Below are 23,933 nucleotides of genomic sequence, written 5' to 3' on the forward strand. Positions count from 1 at the left end.
AGGTAGGCCTGCAACAGGCCCCGCAATAGTGCTTGCGACGCCTTGGCTCGGATCGTGGTTAATCCGCGCCGGCCGCGATCGCTCGAGAAATCATCGACTTATAGCTAGATGTCGCGGCCTTCGACCTTCTCGGTCAGCGCCTTGACCTGATCGGGGATCTTTTCCAGGTGCGGATTGACGGCGAGCGCCTTGCGATAGGCCTCGAGCGCGCGCCTCTCGTCCCCGACCTCCTGCATGATCATGCCAAGACCGGCTAGCGCGCCGAAATGGCGCGGTTCCCGGATCAGCACTTGCTGGATGTCCGCGAGCGAGCGGCCATAGTCGTTCTGCATGTAATAGAGCGTGGCACGCCGGTTCCAGGCCTCGATGTAATCGGGCCTGAGCTTGATGACCGAATCCAGGAGCTTGATCGCGACGTCGATCTTCTTCGCATCGACCGCGGTCTTGGCGCGTGACATCAGGAGCGCGGCGGTGTCGCTCGGGGTCTGCAGCCAGATCGCCCAGATCCGCGCCTCGACATGCTTGGCGCTGGCCTCGTCGGGCGCCGCCTTCAGCGCGCCGAACAGGAAATCGAGATTCTTGCTGCGGTCGACCTTTGGCAGCTTTGACGGCGCCTCGGGCAGCTTCTTCTGCTTGCCGGGAGGCTCGACCTGCTGGGCCAGGGCGGCCGGCGCAAGGCCGACGGTTCCCAGCACGAGGGCCAGACACAGGGTGCGCGCGAAACGGAATCTCACTGCCATGGTGAAAGTCTAAACGCGCAAAGCCGCCCTTGCAAAGCAAAGGCGGCGTCAAACTCATGTGAGACCGTGGTCTTGCGGGCGCGCAGCGGCGCCCAGCGGGGATCAGCCGCTCAGGTCAGCCCTGGCGCGCCTTGAAGCGGCGCTGCACCTTGTTGATCACATAGACCCGGCCCTTGCGGCGGACCAGGCGGTTGGCGCGATGGCGACCGCGCAGCGATTTCAGCGAGTTACGGACCTTCATGGCAGAATCCTGAACGTTCGAAAGGCCGTGTTCGGCACTACCGTTTCGGCACGCGCGAATGTGGCAAAATGAGATTTTCCCCGCCGGCGGACCAGCCGCCCGGGACGGGGCGGTTCTTAAGGCATGGCGGGAGGTGATGTCAATGTTAACTGCCCCACGCTCCCGCAAATCCGTGAAAACAACCCCATGCACAGTAGAAGCGGCCGGATCGGCCCGATCCGGCGCATGGGAGGTCAGGCTCCACAAAGACTTTCGCCGCCAGCGCTTTCGCCGCCACCAGCGCCTTGCCAAATTCGTTATATACTATAATCAATTCGGCAACCCGTCGGGAGGACACCATGCCAAAGCTGCAGCTGCCTGATATCGACAAAGTCGTCGCGATCGACATCCACACCCATGCCGAGGAGCCCTGCGGCACCCATCCTGACGACGGTTATGACGATTTCCAGGCGCAGATGGCGGAGTATTTCAAGTCGCCGCACAAGCATCCGCCGACGGTGCCGGAGACCGCGGCCTATTACCGCTCCAAGAACATCGCCGCGGTGATCTTCCCTGTCGATGCCGAGCGCGAGACCGGCTTCCGCCGCTACAAGAACGAGGAGATGCTGGAGATCGCCTCCGAGCATCTCGACGTGCTCATCCCCTTCGTCTCGATCGACCCGCACAAGGGCAAGCTCGGCGCGCGCGAGGCGCGCAAGCTGATCGAGGAATACGGCGTGCGCGGCTTCAAATTCCACCCGACCATGCAGGGCTTCTACGCCAACGACCGCATGGCCTATCCGCTCTATGAAGAGATCAACAATGGCGGCGCGATCGCGCTATTCCACACCGGCCAGACCGGCGTCGGCTCCGGCATGCCCGGCGGCATGGGCATGCGGCTGAAATATTCCAACCCGATGTACATGGACGACGTCGCGGCCGATTTCCCCGACCTCAAGATCATCCTCGCCCACCCCTCCTTCCCCTGGCAGGAAGAGGCGCTCTCGGTCGCGACCCACAAGCCCAACGTCTACATCGACCTGTCGGGCTGGTCGCCGAAATATTTCCCGCCGATCCTGGTGCGCTACATCAATTCGATTCTGCAGGACAAGATGCTGTTCGGCTCGGACTGGCCGGTGATCACGCCGGACCGCTGGCTGTCGGATTTCGCCAAGATCGAGATCCGCGACGAGATCCGGCCGAAGGTGCTGAAGGCGAACGCGCGGAAGCTGCTGGGGATCTGAATTAGGCACGCAGAGCATCGAGGGCTTCGATCCCGCGGATCGAAGCCCTCTTGCTCAAAAAGTCTCAGACCTGCGCCAAGCCGCCGTCGACGAAGACCTCGCCGCCGGTCATGTAGCTGCTGTCCGCGGACGCCAGGAATGCGGCCACTGCTCCGGTCTCGCTGGGGTCACCGACGCGCCCGATGGGCGTGGCGCTGCCGAGTGCATCGAATGCTTCCTCGCCCACGACCTCCAGCGCCAGCTCCGTCTTGGTCGGCCCCGGCGACAGCACGTTGACGCGGATGCCCGTGCCGCGCAGGTCCTGCGCCCAGCTGCGCGCGAGATTGCGGATCGCCGCCTTGGTCGCGCTGTAGATGCTGAATTGCGGCGTCCCCATCACGCCCGTGCTCGATCCGGTCAGGATGATCGACGATCCCCTGCGCATCAGCGGCAGGGCTTTCTGCACGGTGAACACCAGCCCTTTCACGTTGACGTCGAAGATCTGGTCGTAATGCTCGACCGTGATCTGGCCGAGCGGCGCAAACGCGCCGGTCCCGGCATTGGCGAACAGGACGTCGACGTTGCCGCGTTCGGCTTTCACCGTCGCATACAGCCGGTCGAGGTCGGACAAGTCGGTGACCGATCCCTTGACTGCGCGTGCCGAAGACCCCAGCTGCGCGAGCGCAGCGTCGAGCGGCTCCTGCCGCCGCCCGAACAGATAGACGAATGCGCCCTCATCGACGAACCGTTTGGCGGCTCCGAGCCCGATGCCCGTTCCGCCGCCCGTCACCACCGCCGTCTTGCCTTGTAGTCTGCTCATGATGTGCTCCCTTCATTGAGGTTGCACTGAGCTGGCGGCGTACCCACCTATCGACAAGTATGCACCTTTTGGTAAGTACCCAAAAAATGTCAGATCGTTCAGACCCCATCTCCCCGCCGGCGCAAGCTGAAGCAGACGTCCAACGTTGCACGCCGACTTTGCCCGGCTTCACCTGCGGCCTCGACGCGACCCTGCGGGTCGTCTCGGGCAAGTGGAAGCCGCTGATCCTGTACTTCGTCGCCCAGGACGGACCGACCCGTTACGGCGAGCTCCGGCGCGCCATACGCGACGTCAGCGACAAGGTGCTGATCCAGCAGCTCAAGGAGCTGGAGGCCGATGGCCTCGTGAAGCGGACCGACTACAAGGAGGTGCCTCCGCGGGTGGACTATAGCCTCACCCCGCTGGGTCACAGCCTCGCCCAGGCCCTCGTACCGCTTTGCACATGGGGCACGGAGCACATGGCGGAGGTCAGTCGGGTGTTCGCCGAGCGGGAGGGCTGGACGCGGCCAGGACGTCAGCCGACCGTGTAGCTAGCGCGGCTTCGTCCGTGGTGCTCCGCCCCCGATCGCAGCGCTTTGGCGCAACTCGCCTCGAGTCCGGCCTGGGCCAGAAGTTGTTCTTGCTCGGAGTTCGTATCTTGGCGTTTCATCGCGCAGCGCGCGCGATCTTGAGCTAGACTGGAGCACCTTAGCGCTGAAGACGAGAGCCGGGAGGAGCCCATGGATTATCGGGGCCTGGCTGTGCGGTCTGGGGCTGGGACAGTATGAGCAGGCGTTCCGGGAGAACGACATCGATGCCGAGGTCCTCATGGACCTCACGGCGGAGGATCTGATCGGTCTTGGGGTCGTCTCGATCGGCCATCGCCGCAAGCTGCTCGCCGCCATTGCTGCCCTGCCCGCCGGTTCAATGTCGGCTACTACCATTGCGCCCCTCCCTACCATCACCCCCGGAAACGCTTCGCTTGCACACCCGAGGCCGAGCGCCGCCAACTCACTGTGATGTTTGTCGACCTTGTCGACTCGACCGCGCTCGCGGCCCGGCTCGACCCGGAGGGCCGAAGTCCTGCGGACCTATCAGAACGCGGTGACGGGCGCGATCGGAAGGTTCGAAGGGCATGTCGCGAAGTACATGGGCGACGGTGTCCTAGCCTATTTTGGCTATCCGCGCGCCCACGAAGATGAGGCCGAACGCGCGGTGCGGGCCGGCCTCGCCGCGGTCGCGGCGGTACATAGTCTGGCATCGGCGCATGGTGAGACGCTGGCGGTCCGCATCGGCATCGCGACCGGCCCGGTCGTTGTCGGTGAGCTGATCGGCGAAGGCGCGGCGCGCGAGGAGACGGTGGTCGGCGACACGCCGAACCTTGCCGCGCGCCTGCAAACCCTGGCCGAGCCCGACACCGTGGTGATCTCCACACGCACCCGAGAGCTCATTGGCGGCCTGTTCGAGCTCGCCGAGCTCGGCCTGCAGATCTTAAAGGGATTTCCCGATCCCCTGCGCGCGTGGCGTGTGGTCGGCGAAGGCGCCGCCGAGAGCCGGTTCGAGGCGTTGCACGGCGCAGGCCTGACGCCGCTGGTCGGTCGCGACCACGAGATCGGCCTCCTGCTCGAGCACTGGGAGCGCGCCAAAGAGGGTGAGGGCCAGGTGGTCCTGCTCGGGGGCGAGCCTGGTATCGGCAAGTCACGCCTCGTGCGGACGCTGCGCGGGCGACTGGAACATGAGCCGCATACGCCTCTGAGTCACTACTGCTCACCGCACCATCAGACCAGCCCACTCTATCCGGTGATCGGGCTTTTGGAGCGGGCAGCGGGCTTTGCTGCGGACGATCCCGCTGCAACCCGGCTCGACAAACTCGAGGCGCTGCTTGCGCTATCGACCGAACACGTCATCGCGGTGGCTTCGCTGCTCGCGGCGTTGTTGTCGCTGGAGACAGATGCGCGCTACCCGCCGCTCGACATGAGCCCGCATCGGCAGAAGGAGCGGACGCTCGAAGTTCTGGTCGATCAGGTGCTCGGTCTCGCAACGCGCCGGCCCGTGCTGGCGCTGTACGAGGACGTGCACTGGGCAGATCCAACCTCCCTTGAGCTGCTCGATCTTCTGACCGACAGGGTGCAGCGCGCCCCGGTGCTGGTCCTCATCACCTTCCGGCCCGAGTTCGTGCCGCGCTGGACGCGCTATGCCCACGTCACCTCGCTGACCCTCAGTCGGTTGAGCCGCCGGCAGGGCGCAGCAATGGTCGCGCGGCTGAGCGGTGGTAAGGCTCTGCCGCCTGCGGTGCTCGATCAGATCGTCGCCAAGACGGACGGCGTGCCGCTGTTCGTCGAGGAGCTGACGCGGACCGTGCTGGAGACCAACCTGCTCCGCGATGAGGGCGACCATTACGCGCTCGCCGGGCCGCTGCCGCCCATGGCCATCCCAACCACGCTCCAGGAGTCGCTGTTGGCCCGGCTCGACCGGCTGGCCCCCGCTCGTGAGGTGGCCCAGGTCGCGGCTGCGATTGGCCGGGAATTCTCTCATGAACTGCTCGCGAGGACGACGGCGCTTCCAGAGAGCGACCTGCAGGCGGGGTTGGACGACCTCGTCGGCTCGGGCCTGGTGTTCCGGCGCGGGACGCCGCCCCTGGCGACCTACAGCTTCAAGCACGCGCTCGTGCAGGACGCCGCCTATGCGACGCTGGTGCGGGCGAAGCGGCAGCGCTTGCACGCCCGGATCGCCGCCGCGCTCGAGCAGCATTTTCCGGAGACAGTGCAGGCGCAGCCCGAGCTGCTGGCCCATCATTATACGGAAGCAGGCCTGGCCGAACCGGCGATCGACTATTGGCTGAGGGCGGGGCAACGAGCGATCGCTCGCTCGGCGATGACCGAAGCGGTGGCGCAGTTGCATAACGGCTTGAATCTGCTCAAGGGTGTCCCCGAGGCCGATCGGAGCCGGCGCGAGCTTGACCTCCAGATAACCTTGGGCGTGGCGCTGATGGCCACGCAGGGCTGGGCAGCACCCGAAGCGGGACGCGCCAACGCCCGGGCTCGCGAACTCTGCGAGCAGATCGGGGCCACTTCCCAACTCTGGCCCGTGCTCTACGGTCAATGGGTATTTCACGGCGTACGCGCCGAGCACACAGCGGCTCGCGAAGTGGCAGACGAGTTTCTGCGCCGGGTGCAGGACCATCAAGAGACCTCCGCAACCCTGGTGGCTCACCGCGTCAGCGGGACCGGTTCCTTCTGGCGCGGCGAGGTGGCTGCTGCCCGCAGCCATTTGGAGCAGGCGCTCGCTCTCTATGACCCGGAGCGGCATCGCTCCCTCGCCTTTCTCTACGTGCAGGATCCGCGCGTTGCGGCCTTGTCGGGGATCTCATGGACATTGTTTGCGCTAGGCTATCCGGAGCAGGCCCGGGCGCGGAGCCGCGAGGCGCTCGACTCCGCCCGCGAACTCGCTCACCTCAACACGCTGGGATACGCCCTGTTGTTCTCGTGCTTCTTCGAGCAGTACCGCGGCGCGTGGCGAGAGGCACAGGAACGAGCCGAGACACTCGTCGAGCTCTCGACGGAGCAGAACTTTCCGCATTTTCTCGCGGCAGCCACGGTGATCCGGGGATGGGCCTTGACTCAGTCGGGTGAGCTGGAGACAGGGCTCGCGCAACTTCTGCGGGGCCTTCCCGCGTGGCGCGCCACCGGAGCTGGGCTCTATGAGCCTTATTTCCTCGGTCTTCAGGCCGAGGTGCTCGGCCGTTCCGGCGCGGCGGAAGAAGGCTTGGATCTGGTCGCACAGGCCCTGCACCGAGTGGAAGAAACCGGTGAGCGATGGTTCGAGGCCGAGCTGCATCGGATGACAGGCGAGCTGATGCTGCGGCTGCCTAACGCCGATGCGAGGGCCGCGGGAGCACGGTTCGGCATTGCGGCTGCAACCGCGCGCCAGCAGGGCGCCAAGCTGTGGGAGTTGCGTGCGGCGACACGCCTCGCTCAATCGTGGAAAGAACAGGGTCGGTGCGGTGAGGCGCACGACCTGCTGAGTCCACTCTACAACCAGTTCACCGAGGGCTTTGGGACGCCGGATCTGCAGGCTGCCAGCGCAGTGCTTCGGGAGACCATTGCCAGCGCCAAGCCGCAGAAGCCGATCCCACGTTCCGGCAGTTAATTCCGCATTCGGGCATGGGGATCTCTTGGCCAGATCGTCTGTGGATCTCGTCGGTTTTGCTCCCATAGGGCCGGACCGGACCTGGAGAGCGTTGCACCGCGCGGTTATCTATTCGAGTGCCTGCTCCCAGGAATTGCCGTTTTCCCGCAGTCGTTCGTGACGTTTTATCGCGCTTCGCTCAGACCGTTTTGCGGTAGGCTGATGTACCTGGTGCTGAGACAAGAGCCGGGAGGCCCCCATGGACGTCATGGCTTGGCTGTGCAGTCTGGGGCTGGGACAGTATGAACAGGCGTTCCGCGAGCATGACATCGATGCCGAGGTCCTCATGGACCTCACGGCTGAGGATTTGATCGGGATCGGCGTCGCCTCGATCGGTCATCGCCGCAAGCTGCTCGCCGCCATTGCCGCTCTGCGCGACGGCTCAATGTCGGCGCGGACTCCCGCCAACGCCGCGAGCGCTGCTATCTCCTGGAAGGCCTCGCTTGCATCCGAGGCCGAGCGCCGCCAACTCACCGTGATGTTTGTCGACCTTGTCGACTCGACCGCGCTCGCGGCCCGGCTCGATCCGGAGGAAATGGCCGAAGTCCTGCGGACCTATCAGAACGCGGTGGCGGGCGCGATCGGAAGGTTCGAAGGGCACGTCGCGAAGTACATGGGCGACGGTGTCCTAGCCTATTTTGGCTATCCGCGCGCCCACGAAGATGAGGCCGAACGCGCGGTGCGGGCCGGCCTCGCCGCGGTCGCGGCGGTCCATAGTCTGGCATCGGCGCATGGTGAGACGCTGGCGGTCCGCATCGGCATCGCGACCGGCCCGGTCGTTGTCGGTGAGCTGATCGGCGAAGGCGCGGCGCGCGAGGAGACGGTGGTCGGCGACACGCCGAACCTTGCCGCGCGCCTGCAAACCCTGGCCGAGCCCGACACCGTGGTGATCTCCACACGGACCCGAGAGCTCATTGGCGGCCTGTTCGAGCTCGCCGAGCTCGGCCTGCAGATCTTAAAGGGATTTCCCGATCCCCTGCGCGCGTGGCGTGTGGTCGGCGAAGGCGCCGCCGAGAGCCGGTTCGAGGCGTTGCACGGCGCAGGCCTGACGCCGCTGGTCGGTCGCGACCACGAGATCGGCCTCCTGCTCGAGCACTGGGAGCGCGCCAAAGAGGGTGAGGGCCAGGTGGTCCTGCTCGGGGGCGAGCCTGGCATCGGCAAGTCACGCCTCGTGCGGACGCTGCGCGGGCGACTGGAACATGAGCCGCATACGCCTCTGAGTCACTACTGCTCACCGCACCATCAGACCAGCCCACTCTATCCGGTGATCGGGCTTTTGGAGCGGGCAGCGGGCTTTGCTGCGGACGATCCCGCTGCAACCCGGCTCGACAAACTCGAGGCGCTGCTTGCGCTATCGACCGAGCACGTCATCGCGGTGGCTTCGCTGCTCGCGGCGTTGCTATCGCTGGAGACAGATGCGCGCTACCCGCCGCTCGACATGAGCCCGCATCGGCAGAAGGAGCGGACGCTCGAAGTTCTGGTCGATCAGGTGCTCGGTCTCGCAACGCGCCGGCCCGTGCTGGCGCTGTACGAGGACGTGCACTGGGCAGATCCAACCTCCCTTGAGCTGCTCGATCTTCTGACCGACAGGGTGCAGCGCGCCCCGGTGCTGGTCCTCATCACCTTCCGGCCCGAGTTCGTGCCGCGCTGGACGCGCTATGCCCACGTCACCTCGCTGACCCTCAGTCGGTTGAGCCGCCGGCAGGGCGCAGCAATGGTCGCGCGGCTGAGCGGTGGTAAGGCTCTGCCGCCTGCGGTGCTCGATCAGATCGTCGCCAAGACGGACGGCGTGCCGCTGTTCGTCGAGGAGCTGACGCGGACCGTGCTGGAGACCAACCTGCTCCGCGATGAGGGCGACCATTACGCGCTCGCCGGGCCGCTGCCGCCCATGGCCATCCCAACCACGCTCCAGGAGTCGCTGTTGGCCCGGCTCGACCGGCTGGCCCCCGCTCGTGAGGTGGCCCAGGTCGCGGCTGCGATTGGCCGGGAATTCTCTCATGAACTGCTCGCGAGGACGACGGCGCTTCCAGAGAGCGACCTGCAGGCGGGGTTGGACGACCTCGTCGGCTCGGGCCTGGTGTTCCGGCGCGGGACGCCGCCCCTGGCGACCTACAGCTTCAAGCACGCGCTCGTGCAGGACGCCGCCTATGCGACGCTGGTGCGGGCGAAGCGGCAGCGCTTGCACGCCCGGATCGCCGCCGCGCTCGAGCAGCATTTTCCGGAGACAGTGCAGGCGCAGCCCGAGCTGCTGGCCCATCATTATACGGAAGCAGGCCTGGCCGAACCGGCGATCGACTATTGGCTGAAGGCGGGACAAGCAGAGATCGCGCGGTCGGCCACAGCAGAGGCGATCACGCAATTGACCAAGGGGCTCGACTTGATTCCTGCTCTCCCCGACGACGCCCCACGATGGAGGCGGGAGCTCGAGCTGCAAATCGCGCTCGGCGTCGCCTTGATGGCGGCAAAGGGCTGGGCCGCACCGGAGGTCGGCCGGACCAACGCACGGGCCCGAGACCTGTGCGAGCGCCTCGGCGAGACGTCGCGGCTCTTTCCCGTTCTCTATGGGAAGTGGGTTTTTCACGTCGTACGGGCGGAGCTCGAGGCCGGTCGAACTGCAGGCGAGGATTTGCTCCGCCGCGCCCAGGCACAGAACGATGCTGCCGCCGAAACCATCGGCAATCGCATCGTCGGAACCGCTGAATTGCTTCGCGGCGAGTTGACAGCTGCGCGCGCCCATTTGGAGCGGACGCTCGCCCTCTACGATCCGACCGCTCACGGGTCGCTTGCCTTCCTGTTCGCGCAGGATCCCAGTGTGGCGGGACTTTCCGTTCTATCCTGGGCACTGTTTGCCCTCGGCTATCCTGAGCAGGCTCAGGCGAGGAGCCGAGAGGCACTGAGCGGCGCGAAGGAGTTGTCCCACCGCAACACCCTCGGCTATGCCCTACTGTACGGCTGCATCCTGTCGCAGCTTTGCCAGAACCACGACGAGGCCGGCGATCGGGCGAATGCGCTGATCGCACTGGCAGCCGAGCAGGATTCCCCACACTTCCTCGGAGCCGGTATCATCATTCGCGGTTGGACGCTGGCCGAGGCTGGAGATCTTCGGGCCGGTCTCGCGCAGATCCGAGACGGGCTTTCGATGTGGCAGGCCACCGGAGCAGGCTTCCTCGTGCCCTATTTCCGAAGTCTGTTTGCCGAGGTCCACGGCCGGTCCGGTGCAGTGAACGAGGGCCTGGATGTTATTAGCGAGGCGCTGCACCGCGTGGAAGAAACCGGCGAGCGATGGTTCGAGGCCGAGCTGCACCGGATGATGGGCGAGCTGATGCTACGGCTGCCGAACGCCGATGCGAGCGCCGCGCAAGCTCGGTTAAGCCACGCCGCGGCAATTGCGCGCCAGCAGGGCGCCAAGCTCTGGGAGTTGCGCGCAGCAACACGCCTCGCAGGATTGTGGAGAGAACAGGATCGGTATGCCGAGGCACGAGACCTGCTCGCACCACTCCATAGCCAGTTCACGGAGGGTTTTGCGACACCGGACCTACAGGCGGCCAGGGTAGTACTTCGAGAGATCACCGTCCGCTCCGAGACGACGACGGATTCCAAATACCCATAGAGATGCGCCTGACCGATCCGACCTCGACCTCGTGTGTTGAGCAGTGGCGCGCTGCCGTTCATGCGCACGCCTCCAAGCGGAGTTCTTGTGACCACAACGGCCTGGCCGCCGGGGCGAAGCCGCCCCATGGCGGCTTCGTCCATGCCAACACCTGGTTCGATCAGCCTTTTTGAACGGCGGCTGCCGCCTTGCGGATGACGTCGATGACGAGGTCGGGTTGGGACAGCATGGTGACATGGCTGCTGTCGGTCTCGATCGTGGTGGCGTTGATGCGCTTGGCCAGAAAGCGCTGAAGATCGGGATGCACGGTCTGGTCCTTGCGGGCGAGGATGTACCAGCTCGGCTTCGTCTTCCAGGCGACCTCATCGAGATCTTGCTGCTCGAGCAGGTCGGCGGCGGGCGGGTAGTGGGTCGCCCACACTAGCTTCTGCTCCTGCTCGGGAAGATCTCCAGCAAAGTACTTGACACCTTCCGGCTTGATCCAGACGCGTCCGCCTGCGACCTCGATCTGGGAGAATATCTCCGTGGGGTATTTGTTGAGCTCGCTCTGTACGGTCTCGTGAACATCCGGAACGACGGCGGCGATGTAAACCAGGCCGGCGACGCGCTCGTCGGTCCCCGCGCCCGTGATGGTGGCGCCTCCGTACGAGTGACCGACGAGGATTGCGGGACTGTTGACCCGCCCCAGCGTGCGCTTCACGGTCGCGACGTCATCTGCATAGCTATTGAGCCCGTACTGGACGGCGATCACTTGGTGACCGTCGGCCTGCAGGGTGGGGATGACCTTGCTGAAGCATGAGCCGTCGGCCCAGAGGCCGTGACAGAACACGATGCTGGGCTTGGAGGTTGTCGACATTTTCTTCCTTGTCCCTTGGTGGTTGGAAACTGCGCGAAGCTAAATCCTCCTTCTGTTGATGACTAAGACCTTGTAGGCTCGGAGCTATGCCTTGGAGATATACGAGGGCAAATGGAACTTCGGCACTTGCGCTACTTCGTTGCCGTTGCGGAGGAAGGCAGCTTGTTGACCGCTGCCCAGCGGCGGCTGAACACCTCACAACCGTCCTTGAGCCGGCAGATTCGCGATCTGGAAAACGAAGTTGGCGTACAATTATTCGAGCGCCAGGCGCGCGGCGTGACGCTGACGGCCGCAGGAAAAGTGTTTCTCGATCACGCACGGCTGGCGCTGTTGCAGGTCGAGGCGGCGATGGATGGCGCTCGGCGGACGGCCGAGCCGCAAAGACCCGTGCTGTCGATGGGCTTCCTGGTCGGATTGGAGGTGACTTGGCTGCCTCATCTATTGCGCATGCTCCGCGAGGAAGCACCCGAGGTCGAAGTCACGCTGTGTACTCTATCTTCCCCAGAAATCGCCCTCGCATTGATGCGGGGAAAGTTGGACGTCGGTTTCCTACGGCCTGAAAAGGAGAGTGTTGGTCTGGTCTTCAAGACGCTGGCGAAGGAGCCCCTGATCGCCGTGCTGCCGGCTGATCACCGTTTGGCATCGCGCAAGAAGATTCGGCCGCAGGATCTCGCTCGGGAAGTGTACGTCAGCTCGGCAAGAACCTCTCCGGTGCTCCAAGCCGTCATTCAAGACTACGCAACAAGGGCGGGAATCACGCTCAAGGCAAAGTACGAAGGCGAAAACATATCTTCGGCCATGTCGCTCGTCGCGTCCACGGGCGGAGTTAGCCTGGTTCCCCTCTATGCGCAGAATATGCTGGCACCCAACGTTGTCGCCAGAGCGCTCGACGGGGGAACGCCAACGGTCGATTTAGCCTTGGGATACAACCAGGCAAATTCCTCACCGTTGCTTCATCGGCTGTTGTCTCGGGCAGATGAATTGATCGCAAACGTTCAGAACCAGAGCATCATCCGCTATGTCGAGGTTCAATAATTTGGGATGCGGAAAGTCCGATGAAGTCGACTAGGCGGTGTTCGCTTCAAAACTCAAACACCAGCTCGTGCCGGCAACAACCAGCGAAACACAACGATCGCGGCACCCGCGCCGATGACCTCTGCCGCGATGAAGCCGATGACATCCTGGGGCCTTATGCCTGCGAATGAGTCGGTAAAAGCGCGTGCGATGGTCACCGCTGGATTGGCAAAGTCGGTCGCTGTGAACCAGAAGGCACCGCCGATGTAAGCGGCGACAACGCCAGCAACTGATGCCGGACGAAGCCGTGAGCAAACCCACACCGCTCCGAGCAGTCCGAATGTCGAGACGAACTCGCTCAACAAATTGGAAAAGCCGCTTCGGTCGTTGACCGAGAAGGAAAAGACCGGCGCTGCAAACATTGCATTCGCCACACCCACTCCCAACAAGGCGCCGACGAGTTGAACGGGAACGTATGAAATTCCCGTTCGAAGCGGCAAATCGCCTCTGATGACGAGCGCGGCGGTCACCAGGGGATTAAAATGAGCCCCGGACACAGGACCCAACCATTCAATCAGCGCATATAGCACCGCCGCCGTCGCAAGTGCATTGGCAATGAGCGCGACAGCCGTGTTGCCGCTGGCCAGCCGGGCCCCGAGAATGCCGGAGCCCACCACGGCCATCAGCAGAAAGCAGGTCCCGAGTCCCTCCGCCGCGAGTCGTTGCGACAAATTGAAGTCGGGAGAAGGGGATTCCGAGCCCTCGCTTGCTGTCACGTCAGACAACCTGAAAGATCTTGTAGGCCACCGCGCCCTCGACGAGATATCCGGTTCCGACGCACACGATGTCGTTCATCCAGGCGTAGGCGGAAGAGCCTGTCTCGAACAACGGCTGCGTTCGGAAATAGTAGCGTGAGGGATCGACCGTGTAGCGCTTGGCCGGATCGGCCATGTCGGCCTTCAGTTCGGGCGGGGTGATCCAGCGTCCGCCATAGGTCATGTAGATCAGTTCGTTGTCGTCAGTACGCAAGGTCAGACGCACGTCGAGAGCCATCTCTCCGTGGGGCCGGAAGAGGGCCCAGTCGCCGCCGCCAGCAAGAACTTCGCCGCGCACGCGCTCTCCGGCGAACGATCCCCCCGCGGCGCCGAATAGAACCCGCCGGCCGACGGGCGTCTCGCCAAAGGAAAGACGTGGATCGAGATCAACGACGATGTCGAACAGCGGCACCGTTTTGATATCGGCAACAGGTTTTATGCGCGGATCCATCGTGCCATTCTCCATTGCGTAAACGTGTGATGCCCCCAGACGACTAGAGAACTTCGCCAAAGAGCTTCCGACGGACCTGATCGGTCGAGACCCCTGACTGCGCGCACAGGGCCGAGAGATCGAAGAAGAAGTATTCGCTTGCAATGAGGTCATTGCGGAAGGTGAAGCGGATAAAGACCGGAAGTTCGGCGCGCTTTCCGTTGGGAGTGACCCCAAAGCGGTCTCCCGTCATGGTCATTCGCACCTCTCCCCAGCAAACCAGCGTCTCGGCGTCGTTGGCGTGGCCGGACAGCACGACGTTGTAATCCGGGAAAGACTTGAAAAACCGCGCCAGCGCCGCCTCGTTTTCCGCAAGTCCCTTTGCGCGGGTGCCGAACGCGGGTCCTTCGAGCACCATGTCCCTGTCGAGAAAGGCAAGTGCAGAGGCGACGTCTTGCCTGCTCTTGGCAACAGCCAGACCCTGCGCCAGCTCGAACATCCGGTCTCCATTCACGGCAACCTCCTCGGTCTGACATACCAGGACCATCCCACATACTATGAGTATGTGATATTCAATTTGCATGTTTCATGTCAAGCGGTATGTAAATGGCCCATGAACAAGGCTGCTACTGACCAACGAACGCGGCGTGAGGAATATGCGGAAGCCACCCGGCAAGCGCTGCTTGGTGCGGGGCGGGAAATATTCGCCCGTGAGGGTTATCAGGCCGCGGGCATCGAGGCGATTTCAAGGGCTGCGAGAGTGACGCGCGGTGCGTTCTATCACCACTTCGAGGATAAGAAGGCTCTGTTCGACGCCGTCGTCGTTTCGCTGCAATCGGATGCCGCTGCACGCGTGCAGGAGCTCTCCAAGCGGAAGTCGAAAATATGGGAGCGGCTCTACACCGGCATCGATGCGTATCTGGATGTTTCGATCGAGCCTGATTACGCGCGAATTGTGGTTCAAGAAGCGCCGGTCGTTCTCGGCCATGCCCGCTTCGCAGAGATCGAAGAGCAGTACCCAATGGCGCTTTTGAAGGCGACGCTGAGGGCGCTCAAGCGCGAAGGTGAGCTGGTCTTCGATGAGATAGATCTGCTTGGACACATGCTTGACGCGGTCATTTGCGAGCTGTCGATCAAGCTTCCAACGGCGTCCGACCCCAAGAAAACCCGCATTCACGGTCGCAAGATCATAGAGGGGTTGCTGGACGCGTTTCGCCGTAAATAGCGGGCTGCGAGCACTTGGGTCCAGGGGCCGCCGGTCACGGTTGCAGTGGCAGACGTCCGTTGTTCCTTGGTACTGGGGATGAGGTACCCTGCCGATCAAAGTTGCTCGTGACCACAACGGCCCGGAAGGACAGCCAATGAGCATCAAAGCCGTCGTCTTCGACGCCTATGGCACGCTCTACGACATCCAGTCGGTCGCTGACGTGACCGAGGATGCGTTTCCCGGCTATGGCGAGATCATCACGCAGGTCTGGCGCATCAAGCAGCTCGAATACACCTGGCTGCGCTCGCTGATGCAGCGCTACCAGGATTTTGACGCGGTCACGCGCGACTCGCTCGCCTATACGCTGCGCGTGCTCGGGCTGGCCTACGAGAACGAGACGTTCGAGCGCGTGATCGAGAAGTATCTGCATCTCGATCTCTATCCGGATGCGGCGGAAACGCTCGCGGCCCTGAGACCGCGCAAGCTCGCCATCCTCTCCAACGGCAGCCCGGACATGCTCGATGCGCTGGTGCGCAATTCCGGGCTCGATGCCCTGCTCGATGCCACCATCAGCGTGGACGCGAAGAAAATCTTCAAGCCGAGCCCACAGGCCTATGAGCTGGTCGGCGAGGTGCTCGGCACCGCGCCTGATGAGGTTCTGTTCGTCTCCTCAAATCCCTGGGACGCCGCCGGGGCGAAATCGTTCGGATTGAAGGTCGCCTGGATCGAGCGGGTGACGCCGGAAGCCATGGCGCTGGCTTGCGTGGAGACCGAACTCGTGGCACCGCTCACCATGTTCAGGGCGATCCGGACCCAGATGGATGAGCTCGGCTTCGCACCGGATCATCGTGTCCGCGCCCTCTCCGAGCTGCCGAGAATCGCTTAAGAGACACCGCCTGCAAGATTGGAATGAGCTGCCCGGAATGAGCCTGCAATCCGTTCGCGCCTTCTTCGCCGAGAAAGCCCCCGATATTTCCGTCATCGAATCCCCGATCAGCTCCGCGACCGTGGCGCTGGCGGCCGAGGCCTATGGTGTCGAGCCCGGAATGATCGCCAAGACGCTGAGCTTGCGCGTCGGCGAGCGCGTGATCCTGATCGTCGCGAGCGGCACCTCGCGCATGGACAACAAGAAGGTGAAGGCGCAGTTCGGCGGCAAGCCGAAGATGCTGGGCCTGGAGGAAGTCGCCGAGATCACCGGGCACGAGGTCGGCGGCGTCTGCCCGTTCGGGCTGAAGTCGCCGCTGCCGGTCTATTGCGACGTCTCGCTGAAGGCGTTCGATGTCGTGGTGCCGGCGGCGGGCTCGACCCACAGTGCGGTGCGCATCACCCCCGATCGCATGGCCGAGCTGACCGCCGCCGAATGGGTGGACGTCTGCGAGGTCAGGCCGCAGGACGGCGCCGGATAACGATGCCTGGTTGCATTGCCGGTCAGGCGGGCTAGCATGGCGGCGATGACCGACGACAAGGTGAAACGACGACTGACCACCGTGCTGTGCGCTGACGTGTACGGCTATTCTCGTCTCATGGAAGCGGACGAGACCGGAACGCTGGAGACGCTCCGCCGCTACCGCGCGGCCATCGCGCGCCTGGTCGAGCGCCATGACGGCCGGATCGTGAACACCTGGGGCGATGCCGTGATCGCCGAGTTCGCCAGCGTCGTCGAGGCCGTGCAATGCGCGGTCGAGATTCAGCAGGAGATCTCCAGCCAGGCGTCGGATGCGTCCCAGGCCAACCCCATGCGGTTTCGCATCGGCATCAACCTCGGGGACGTGATGGTGGACGGCTCCGACATCTATGGCGACGGGGTCAATATCGCATCGCGCCTGCAGGAGCTCGCCGACCCCGGCGGCGTCGTGATCTCGAGCTCCGTCTACGATCAGGTGCACAACAAACTAGCCGTTGGCTTCGACTGCCTCGGCCAGCGCCCGATGAAGAACATTGCTCCGCTGACCAGTTACCGGCTGACCCTGGGTGGCCAAGTGAGCGGACAAGTGGGTGGTCAAGCCGCCGGGCCGGGGAGCTTCCCGTTCGAGGAGCGCGCAACGCCCTCAGAGCGAGCGCGGGCTCCGCGGATGGACGACAGGCGCGTGCCGTCTTCGCCGACGAATGTCGTCTCGGATTGGCTCGCAAGGCTGCCCCGCCCGGTTGCTGCGGCTCTTACGGTGTCGGCCTTCCTGATCCTGATCAATCTGTTCACCAGCAACAGGATCTGGTTTCACTGGCCGGTCGCAGCCATTCTGTTCGGTGTCGTCTTGCGGATGGTGCTCGGACCGCGTCCTCAATCGGGCAGCAGGCCGGAGCGCTGAACGAAGCGGCACGATCGCATGCCGGCGCGCATCTCTCATGCGCTCCTCAGAGCCTAATCGTCATATTCGTAATAAGGACGCGGTTGCCCGTACGGAGGTGGCGGCGGCGCATTGTTAAAGCGCGGCGGCGGTGCGGCGCGATTGCGCGGGACCGGCTGCTGCGGTTGAGCCTGGTTGTTCGACTGGAACACGGCACGGCAGCCGCTGGAGAGCTGCGGGGTGTTCTGTTGCAGACACGCCACGATACGGTTCACATCGGGAATCTGATCGCTGCACAGCCGCCACACATCGGGCGTGCAAGCCATCTGCTGTTCCATCGTGCCGCGGTATTCCTGCGCGGACGCAGCGCTCTGCGCCACGATGCCGCCGACCGCAAGCGCCACACCCAGCGCAATCCGCTCTGCTCGCATGTCCAGATCCTTCCCAAGTCTTTCGAACTATCTTCAATCAATGAGACACGGGCTTGTTCTGGACCAACAACAAAATGTGAAAAGCGCGGCTGGAACCTACTCCACCTTGCCGATCTTCCTCACCGCCGCGATCAGACGCGCGCTGTCGGCGGCGATGAACTGCGCGAAGGCCGGCGCGTCCTGATAGGCGACGAGGCTGCCCGAGGTCTCGAACGCCTTGAGCACATCAGGACTCGTCATCACCTGCGCCATCGCCTCACGCAGGCGGGTCGCGATCGGCGCAGGAAGAGAACTCTGTGCGAAGAGCCCGGCCCAGATGTAAAACTCGACGTCCTTGTAGCCGAGCTCCTGGAAGGTCGGCACGTCCGGGAAGCTCGCGATGCGCTGCGCGCCGCAATTGCCGAGCACGCGCAGCCTGCCGTCGTCGACCTGCGGTTTCAGCGTGCCCGGTGCGGCGGCGATCGCCTGCACGGTGCCGCCGAGGATCGCGGTCAGCGCAGGGCCCGCGCCGCGGAACGGCACGTGCAGCAGCTTGATGCCCGCGCTGCTCGCGAACATCTCCATCGCGACATGCAGCGTGCCGTACGGCCCGGACGAGCCATAGGCGATCTGGCCCGGCCGCGTCTTCGCATCCTCGACGAAATCCTGCGCGGTCTTCCACGGCGCCGAGGCCGGCACCGCGAGCAGCGTCGGATCGGCGAGCACGCGCGCGATCGGCATGAACTGCGAGACCTCGTACGCGACAGGCCGGTCGAACAGCCGGTCGGCCTCGGGGAGCACCGCGAGCGAGGACAGCGTCATCAGCAGTGTGTAACCGTCGGGCTCGGCACGCGCGGCCGCGGCATTGCCGACCGATCCGCCGCCGCCTCCCGCCCGGTTGTCGACGATCACGGGCTTGCCGAGGATCCGCTCCAGGGCCTGTGCCACGGGACGCGCCGCGAGGTCGGCCTGTCCGCCGGCCGGGAACGGCACGATCATGGTGATGTTGCGCGCCGGATAGGCTTGCGCGAACGCGCTCTCCGGTAGGGCTGCCCGCACCAACGGCAATGCCGCAGCGGCGCGCAAGAGATCGCGGCGATCCATGGTGGGCCTCCCCTGATTTTCTTTGTTCACGGGCCAGCCTAACGTAGGGACGGCCAGGAACAAGACGTTTACCAAGCGTTAGCCATGTCCAGGGTGGCCAGGAACGCCGGCCTGCAGCCATTGTTGGCCTTCCAGGGAGTGAGTGATGCACAATCTTGGAACCATCGACGTCGCCTTGGACGAGATGCTGGTGAATCTCGCAGCGATCGTGTTGCGGCTTTCGACGCCCGAATTGACGCGAACGCCGGAAGCGCGGCGCGCGCTGGCGCAATCCGTCCATCAATACGGGGTGTGCGCGGCGCGATCGAGCGACCCACGCGTTCACGAATTGAAGGCGCAATTGGAGGGGACGCTGAAGCCGAGCCTGCGCGTTGTCGCGAGCGATGGCGTGAAGGTGTCGTAGCCACACCCCGTCATTGCGAGGAGCTCTTGCGACGAAGCAATCCAGACTTTCGCCGCGGAAAGATTCTGGATTGCTTCGCGGAGCCTGTCATCGGGCCGCGCTCTACGCGGACCCGGTGGCTCGCAACGACAGGGGCGCTGAAGCCGTTCGCGCTACGCCCCCTTCACCTTCCCGCGCGGCCGCCGCTTGCACGTGCCGGGCAGCTTCGCTGCGAGGAAATCGGCGAGCGCTTCGACGCGTGCGGGGCGGGGGCCGCCGGGCGGGGTCACGAGGTGCACGGCGCCCTCGGCCTGCTTCCAGTCGTTCAGGATCACTTCGACCTCGCCTGACAAGATCGCTTCACCGACGATGAATTCCGGCAGCTCGGCGATGCCGAGACCCGCGATCAGCGCCGGCATCACGGCTTCGCCGTTGTTGACGCGAAGCTGGCCGCCCGGGCGCACGCTGGCCTGCTCGCCGGCCGAATTGGTGTAGTGCCAGACGTTGGGCGTGGAGAGATAGGCGTAAGCGAAGCATTTGTGCTCGGCGAGATGCATCGGGTGCGTCGGCCGGCCGTGTTGCTTGAGATAGGACGGTGCGGCGACCGTGTAGCGCGGCATGGTGAAGAGCCGCCGCGCGATCAGCGACGAGTCGGGCAGCCGCGCGATTCGTACCGCCATGTCGAAACCTTCGCCGATCAGATCCACGGTCGCATCGCTCAGGTGAAGGTCGACCGAGACCTCCGGATAGGCCTCGAAAAATTCCGGCAGCAGCGGCGCCACCGCCTTGATGCCAAACGTCATGGGGACGGCGAGCCGCACCAGGCCGCGCGGCGCCACCGACTGCGCCAGCGCCTCGTTCTCGGCGGCCTCGCCGTCGGCCAAGAGGCGCGTCGCACGCTCGGCCAGCTTGTGGCCGGCATCGGTCAGCGCGAGCCGGCGCGAGGTGCGGTTGAACAGGCGGGCGCCCAGCCGCTCCTCGAGCCGCGTGACCGCCTTGGACACCGTGGCCTTGGACATCCCAAGCTCGCTCGCGGCCCCGGCAAAGGACCGCAGCTCCACGACTTTTGCGAAGATCGCGAGTGCCTCGAAGTCGGGGAGTTTTGCCATGGCGGGCGGTCCTGAGGGGGCATTTAAGGAAACAATGTGTTTCAACAGTTTCTATTTCTATACCACAGGGGAGAGCTTATCCAAGAGCCATCAGACATTCGGAACATGGAGAAAATCCAATGACCAAGAAGCTCTCCGGCAAGGTTGCCCTCGTCACCGGCGGCTCGCGCGGCATCGGCGCGGCCTCGGCCCGCGCTCTCGCCGATCAAGGCGCCGACGTCGCCATCAGCTACGTCGCCTCGCCCGACAAGGCGGAGGCCGTCGTCGCCGAGCTGAAGGCGAAGGGCGTCAAGGCGCGTGCGTTCAAGGCCGACCAGGCTTCGGCGAAGGACGTGACACAGCTCGTCAACGACGTCGCCAGGGAATTCGGCCATCTCGACATCCTCGTCAATAATGCCGGCGTCGCCGCCGGTGGCGCGACCGACGATGCCAAGGCCGACACCGAAGCGCTGGCTCGCCAGGACCAGATCAACGTGCACGGCGTGATCGCGGCGATCCGAGCCGCCTCGCAGCTGATGGGTGAAGGCGGCCGTATCGTCACCGTCGGCTCGATGCTCGCGGACCGCGCGACGTTCCCTGGGCTTGCCGACTACGTCGCCACCAAGGCGGCCGTGGTCGGCTACACCAAGGGCGCCGCACGCGACCTCGGCCCGCGCGGCATCACCGTGAACGTGGTGCAGCCCGGCTCGATCGACACCGACATGAATCCGAACGATGACCGCGACTTCGCGGAAGCGCAGCGCAAGCAGCACGCGCTGCAGCGCTTCGGCCGCCCCGAGGAGGTCGCCGCCGGAATCGTGTTCCTCGCAAGCCCGGAAGCCTCCTTCGTCACCGGCACCGTGCTCAACGTCGACGGCGGGTTCGGCGCCTGATCAAGGCGCCGCTCGTCCAACCCAAGGAATTACGCAAATGATCGAACTCAGACCTTTCAATAAACTCGGCGGCGCCGATCACGGCTGGCTGAAGGCAAAGCATCATTTCTCCTTCGCTGGCCACTACGACCCGAACAACATGGGCCACGGCGCGTTGCGGGTGTGGAACGACGACGAGATCGCGCCGAACACCGGCTTTCCCGCCCATCCCCACGCCAACATGGAGATCATCACCTATGTGCGCGAGGGCGCGATCACCCATCAGGACAGCCTGGGCAACCAGGGCCGCACCGAAGCGGGCGACGTGCAGGTGATGAGCGCCGGCAGCGGCATCCGCCACTCCGAGTACAATCTCGAGCCGACCAGGACGCGGATCTTCCAGATCTGGATCGAGCCGACCGAGCGCGGCGGGCAGCCGACCTGGGGCTCAAAACCATTTCCGAAGGCGGACCGCTCCGGCAAGCTCGTCACCATCGCGAGCGGCTTCGAGGATGACACGGATGCGCTCCCGATCCGCGCCGATGCGCGGGTGCTCGCCACCACGCTGAAGGCGGGCGAGAGCGCCGAGTACGCGCCGCAGGCGTCGCGGCATCTCTATCTGGTGCCGGCGGCCGGCGCCGTCGAGATCAACGGTGTCCGGGTCAACGCCCGCGACGGCGCTGCGATCCGCGACGAGGCCAAGCTGAAGATCACGGCGCTGGAAGATTCCGAGCTCGTGCTCGTCGACGCCGCGTAAACCGCATCCACATGAACTCGTCATGCCCGGCCTTGAGCCGGGCATCCATCGCCCTTCGCAAGGAGCTGTTCAAAGAACGATGGGTTGCCGGGTCAAGCCCGGCAACGACACCGAACAGAACGACTCATTTCTTCCCCCAACGGAGACCACCATGACTAAAGTTCTCGTCCTCTATTATTCCGCCTATGGCCACATCGAGGCGATGGCCAATGCCGTCGCCGAAGGCGCGCGCGAGGCCGGCGCGACCGTCGACATCAAGCGGGTGCCCGAGCTGGTGCCGGCTGAGGTCGCCAAAGCCTCCTATTACAAGCTCGACCAGGCAGCCCCCGTTGCGAAGATCGAGGACCTCGCCAATTACGATGCGATCGTCATCGGCACCGGCACCCGCTTCGGCCGCATGGCCTCGCAGATGGCGAACTTCCTCGACCAGGCCGGCGGCCTCTGGGCCAAGGGCGCACTGCACGGCAAGGTCGGCGGCGCCTTCACGTCCAGCGCGACTCAGCACGGCGGCCAGGAGACCACACTGTTCTCGATCATCACCAACTTGCTGCATTTCGGCATGGTCGTGGTCGGCATGAACTACGGCTTTGCCGGCCAGATGAAGCTCGACGAGGTCACGGGCGGCGCGCCCTACGGCGCCACCACGATCACCGGCGGCGACGGCAGCCGCCAGCCCAGCGCCAACGAGCTCGCCGGCGCGCGCTATCAGGGCCGCCAGATCGCGGAGACCGCCAAAAAGCTGCATGGCTGATGCGGCCCGAGCGGCATTCCCTCGAGGAATGCCGCCTCAGCTCCGCTCGATCTTCCTCCTGACGAGGTCCTTGCCGATCGGCCGCACGGGTTCGCTCCGTAGCACCAGCGAGGTCGTCACAGCGCCGAAACCGGCAATGCGATCCACGATGGTCTCGAGATCCTCCGGCGCCGGAACGAGCACCTTGAGCACGAAACAGTCATCGCCCGTGACGCGATGGACTTCGATGATGTGAGGGATTTCGCTGAAGCGTTCGAGGCAGGTCTTGATGTGCTCGTGCGAGGTGCGCAGGCGCACCAGCGCCATCAGGCCGAGCCCGAGGGCGCGCGGGTTGATGCGGGCGCCATAGCCCTCAATGATGCCGGCTTCCTCGAGCCGCTTGACGCGTTCGGACACGGCCGGCTGGGACAGCCCGACGGAACGGCCGAGCTCGGACAACGGCACGCGCGCATTGGCTTGCAGCGCCTCGAGGATCTTCAAATCCTTGGCATCGATGCTCCCGAAGCGATCCAACTCAATTCTCCGTTCCACCTTGAGATCATCGGCAGATGGTCGATTTCGCCGATGACTTGCCATGTGATGCAGGACCGCAATCGGTCACACTGCGGCGTCACCTCAGATATCACGGGACGTACATGCACGACATCATCACATTGCCTGGGCTCGGCGGCTCCGGAGATAATCACTGGCAGACGCTATGGGAGCGCGCTGATGCGCGCTTCACGCCCTTCCGGCCGGCGAGCTGGGACCAGCCGGAGCTCGACGACTGGGAGCAGGCCCTGGAGCACGCGGTCGCGCGCTGCGCCAGGCCGCCCGTCCTGGTCGCACACAGCCTCGCCTGCCTATTGGTGGCGCACTGGGCCGTGCGCTTCCCTTCCGCGATTGCGGGCGCCTTTCTGGTCGCCGTGCCCGATCCGGATGGCAGCCATTTTCCTGCCGAGGCCGCGGCGTTCAAGCCGGTCCCCCGCCGCGCGTTGCGCTTTCCCGCGCTGATCATCGCGAGCACGAATGATCCCTATGGAGCGCTCGAGGTTACGCGGCGGCGGGCGCAGGACTGGCAGTCCGGCCTGATCGTGCCGGGCGCGCTCGGCCACATCAATGCCGCGAGCGGGCTCGGCGACTGGCCGCAAGGACGCGCGTTGCTGGATGCCTTCCGCGCGGGCCTTCCGAGGTGATGGCGAA

26 protein-coding genes are annotated in these 23,933 nt (G+C 64.6%); 15 read left to right on the plus strand and 11 right to left on the minus strand.

Features of this window, described 5'->3' with window-relative positions:
• Positions 1-104: 104 nt before the first annotated feature.
• Positions 105-740 (minus strand): tetratricopeptide repeat protein, encoded by a 636-nt coding sequence (locus tag ACNJYA_RS35015; RefSeq protein ID WP_439401587.1) that lies wholly within the window; start codon positions 738-740, stop codon positions 105-107.
• A gap of 115 nt (positions 741-855) precedes the next feature.
• Positions 856-981: a type B 50S ribosomal protein L36 gene (ykgO, locus tag ACNJYA_RS35020; RefSeq protein ID WP_006611362.1), complete on the minus strand. Its 126-nt coding sequence runs from the start codon at positions 979-981 to the stop codon at positions 856-858.
• A 338-nt stretch (positions 982-1,319) separates the two neighbouring features.
• Between ykgO and ACNJYA_RS35025 the strand changes: the two genes are divergently transcribed.
• Positions 1,320-2,204 carry an amidohydrolase family protein gene (locus ACNJYA_RS35025; protein ID WP_439401588.1) on the plus strand — a complete coding sequence of 295 codons (885 nt, stop codon included), beginning with the start codon at positions 1,320-1,322 and terminating at the stop codon, positions 2,202-2,204.
• A 64-nt stretch (positions 2,205-2,268) separates the two neighbouring features.
• Here the strand turns inward: ACNJYA_RS35025 and ACNJYA_RS35030 are convergent, their stop codons facing one another.
• Positions 2,269-3,003 carry an SDR family NAD(P)-dependent oxidoreductase gene (locus tag ACNJYA_RS35030; protein ID WP_212259311.1) on the minus strand — a complete coding sequence of 245 codons (735 nt, stop codon included), beginning with the start codon at positions 3,001-3,003 and terminating at the stop codon, positions 2,269-2,271.
• Positions 3,004-3,161: 158 nt separating this feature from the next.
• On the opposite strand from ACNJYA_RS35030, the gene ACNJYA_RS35035 reads away from it, so the two are divergent.
• The 4 genes from ACNJYA_RS35035 to ACNJYA_RS35050 all read left to right on the plus strand — a co-directional run bounded on the left by ACNJYA_RS35035 (position 3,162) and on the right by ACNJYA_RS35050 (position 10,780).
• Positions 3,162-3,533, plus strand: coding sequence for a winged helix-turn-helix transcriptional regulator (locus ACNJYA_RS35035; RefSeq protein ID WP_439403506.1), 372 nt, complete (start codon positions 3,162-3,164; stop codon positions 3,531-3,533).
• A 223-nt stretch (positions 3,534-3,756) separates the two neighbouring features.
• On the plus strand, positions 3,757-4,002 hold the full coding sequence (locus ACNJYA_RS35040) for an SAM domain-containing protein (protein ID WP_439403507.1): 246 nt from the start codon (positions 3,757-3,759) through the stop codon (positions 4,000-4,002).
• An 84-nt stretch (positions 4,003-4,086) separates the two neighbouring features.
• Positions 4,087-7,131 (plus strand): AAA family ATPase, encoded by a 3,045-nt coding sequence (locus ACNJYA_RS35045; RefSeq protein ID WP_439401589.1) that lies wholly within the window; start codon positions 4,087-4,089, stop codon positions 7,129-7,131.
• A 238-nt stretch (positions 7,132-7,369) separates the two neighbouring features.
• Positions 7,370-10,780 (plus strand): AAA family ATPase, encoded by a 3,411-nt coding sequence (locus ACNJYA_RS35050; protein WP_439401590.1) that lies wholly within the window; start codon positions 7,370-7,372, stop codon positions 10,778-10,780.
• Positions 10,781-10,940: 160 nt separating this feature from the next.
• Here the strand turns inward: ACNJYA_RS35050 and ACNJYA_RS35055 are convergent, their stop codons facing one another.
• Positions 10,941-11,636: an alpha/beta fold hydrolase gene (locus ACNJYA_RS35055; RefSeq protein WP_439364698.1), complete on the minus strand. Its 696-nt coding sequence runs from the start codon at positions 11,634-11,636 to the stop codon at positions 10,941-10,943.
• Between the two features lie 111 nt (positions 11,637-11,747).
• Here ACNJYA_RS35055 and ACNJYA_RS35060 point away from each other — a divergent pair, with 111 nt between their 5' ends.
• The gene (locus ACNJYA_RS35060; protein ID WP_439364699.1) at positions 11,748-12,671 is read left to right on the plus strand and encodes a LysR family transcriptional regulator; all 924 of its coding nucleotides are present in this window, start codon (positions 11,748-11,750) and stop codon (positions 12,669-12,671) included.
• A 53-nt stretch (positions 12,672-12,724) separates the two neighbouring features.
• Here ACNJYA_RS35060 and ACNJYA_RS35065 read toward each other — a convergent pair whose 3' ends face one another.
• Genes ACNJYA_RS35065 through ACNJYA_RS35075 form a run of 3 tightly spaced genes read right to left on the minus strand, consistent with a single transcriptional unit; the run spans position 12,725 to position 14,394 of the window.
• Positions 12,725-13,426 (minus strand): aquaporin, encoded by a 702-nt coding sequence (locus tag ACNJYA_RS35065; RefSeq protein ID WP_439367550.1) that lies wholly within the window; start codon positions 13,424-13,426, stop codon positions 12,725-12,727.
• A gap of 1 nt (position 13,427) precedes the next feature.
• Positions 13,428-13,916, minus strand: coding sequence for a DUF3237 domain-containing protein (locus ACNJYA_RS35070; RefSeq protein ID WP_210268372.1), 489 nt, complete (start codon positions 13,914-13,916; stop codon positions 13,428-13,430).
• 43 nt (positions 13,917-13,959) lie between these two features.
• Positions 13,960-14,394, minus strand: coding sequence for an ester cyclase (locus ACNJYA_RS35075; RefSeq protein WP_172787123.1), 435 nt, complete (start codon positions 14,392-14,394; stop codon positions 13,960-13,962).
• A 114-nt stretch (positions 14,395-14,508) separates the two neighbouring features.
• Between ACNJYA_RS35075 and ACNJYA_RS35080 the strand changes: the two genes are divergently transcribed.
• The 4 genes from ACNJYA_RS35080 to ACNJYA_RS35095 all read left to right on the plus strand — a co-directional run bounded on the left by ACNJYA_RS35080 (position 14,509) and on the right by ACNJYA_RS35095 (position 17,408).
• Positions 14,509-15,120, plus strand: a complete 612-nt coding sequence (locus ACNJYA_RS35080) for a TetR/AcrR family transcriptional regulator (RefSeq protein ID WP_439364700.1) — start codon at positions 14,509-14,511, stop codon at positions 15,118-15,120.
• 136 nt (positions 15,121-15,256) lie between these two features.
• Positions 15,257-15,988, plus strand: coding sequence for a haloacid dehalogenase type II (locus ACNJYA_RS35085; RefSeq protein WP_439364701.1), 732 nt, complete (start codon positions 15,257-15,259; stop codon positions 15,986-15,988).
• Positions 15,989-16,025: 37 nt separating this feature from the next.
• A complete protein-coding gene (locus ACNJYA_RS35090) occupies positions 16,026-16,508 on the plus strand; it encodes a YbaK/EbsC family protein (RefSeq protein ID WP_172787120.1) in 483 nt (160 codons plus the stop codon).
• A 45-nt stretch (positions 16,509-16,553) separates the two neighbouring features.
• Complete coding sequence (locus tag ACNJYA_RS35095) at positions 16,554-17,408, plus strand: adenylate/guanylate cyclase domain-containing protein (RefSeq protein ID WP_439403508.1); 855 nt, start codon at positions 16,554-16,556, stop codon at positions 17,406-17,408.
• A gap of 53 nt (positions 17,409-17,461) precedes the next feature.
• Here the strand turns inward: ACNJYA_RS35095 and ACNJYA_RS35100 are convergent, their stop codons facing one another.
• A complete protein-coding gene (locus tag ACNJYA_RS35100) occupies positions 17,462-17,818 on the minus strand; it encodes a hypothetical protein (protein ID WP_172787119.1) in 357 nt (118 codons plus the stop codon).
• A 96-nt stretch (positions 17,819-17,914) separates the two neighbouring features.
• On the minus strand, positions 17,915-18,901 hold the full coding sequence (locus tag ACNJYA_RS35105; RefSeq protein WP_172787118.1) for a tripartite tricarboxylate transporter substrate binding protein: 987 nt from the start codon (positions 18,899-18,901) through the stop codon (positions 17,915-17,917).
• 145 nt (positions 18,902-19,046) lie between these two features.
• Between ACNJYA_RS35105 and ACNJYA_RS35110 the strand changes: the two genes are divergently transcribed.
• Positions 19,047-19,304 carry a hypothetical protein gene (locus ACNJYA_RS35110; protein ID WP_439364703.1) on the plus strand — a complete coding sequence of 86 codons (258 nt, stop codon included), beginning with the start codon at positions 19,047-19,049 and terminating at the stop codon, positions 19,302-19,304.
• A 152-nt stretch (positions 19,305-19,456) separates the two neighbouring features.
• On the opposite strand, the gene ACNJYA_RS35115 is transcribed toward ACNJYA_RS35110, so the two are convergent.
• Positions 19,457-20,392 (minus strand): LysR family transcriptional regulator, encoded by a 936-nt coding sequence (locus tag ACNJYA_RS35115; RefSeq protein ID WP_439401591.1) that lies wholly within the window; start codon positions 20,390-20,392, stop codon positions 19,457-19,459.
• 119 nt (positions 20,393-20,511) lie between these two features.
• Here ACNJYA_RS35115 and ACNJYA_RS35120 point away from each other — a divergent pair, with 119 nt between their 5' ends.
• From ACNJYA_RS35120 to wrbA, 3 genes are all read left to right on the plus strand, one after another.
• On the plus strand, positions 20,512-21,264 hold the full coding sequence (locus ACNJYA_RS35120) for an SDR family NAD(P)-dependent oxidoreductase (protein ID WP_439401592.1): 753 nt from the start codon (positions 20,512-20,514) through the stop codon (positions 21,262-21,264).
• Between the two features lie 37 nt (positions 21,265-21,301).
• Positions 21,302-22,000, plus strand: coding sequence for a pirin family protein (locus ACNJYA_RS35125; RefSeq protein ID WP_439401593.1), 699 nt, complete (start codon positions 21,302-21,304; stop codon positions 21,998-22,000).
• A gap of 151 nt (positions 22,001-22,151) precedes the next feature.
• A complete protein-coding gene (gene wrbA, locus ACNJYA_RS35130) occupies positions 22,152-22,751 on the plus strand; it encodes an NAD(P)H:quinone oxidoreductase (RefSeq protein WP_172787112.1) in 600 nt (199 codons plus the stop codon).
• Positions 22,752-22,787: 36 nt separating this feature from the next.
• On the opposite strand, the gene ACNJYA_RS35135 is transcribed toward wrbA, so the two are convergent.
• Positions 22,788-23,264 (minus strand): Lrp/AsnC family transcriptional regulator, encoded by a 477-nt coding sequence (locus tag ACNJYA_RS35135; RefSeq protein ID WP_439401594.1) that lies wholly within the window; start codon positions 23,262-23,264, stop codon positions 22,788-22,790.
• A gap of 122 nt (positions 23,265-23,386) precedes the next feature.
• Here ACNJYA_RS35135 and ACNJYA_RS35140 point away from each other — a divergent pair, with 122 nt between their 5' ends.
• Complete coding sequence (locus tag ACNJYA_RS35140) at positions 23,387-23,926, plus strand: RBBP9/YdeN family alpha/beta hydrolase (protein ID WP_439401595.1); 540 nt, start codon at positions 23,387-23,389, stop codon at positions 23,924-23,926.
• Positions 23,927-23,933 lie beyond the last annotated feature (7 nt).

The sequence above is a fragment of the Bradyrhizobium sp. BLXBL-01 genome, from assembly GCF_051853025.1.
Lineage (GTDB): Bacteria > Pseudomonadota > Alphaproteobacteria > Rhizobiales > Xanthobacteraceae > Bradyrhizobium.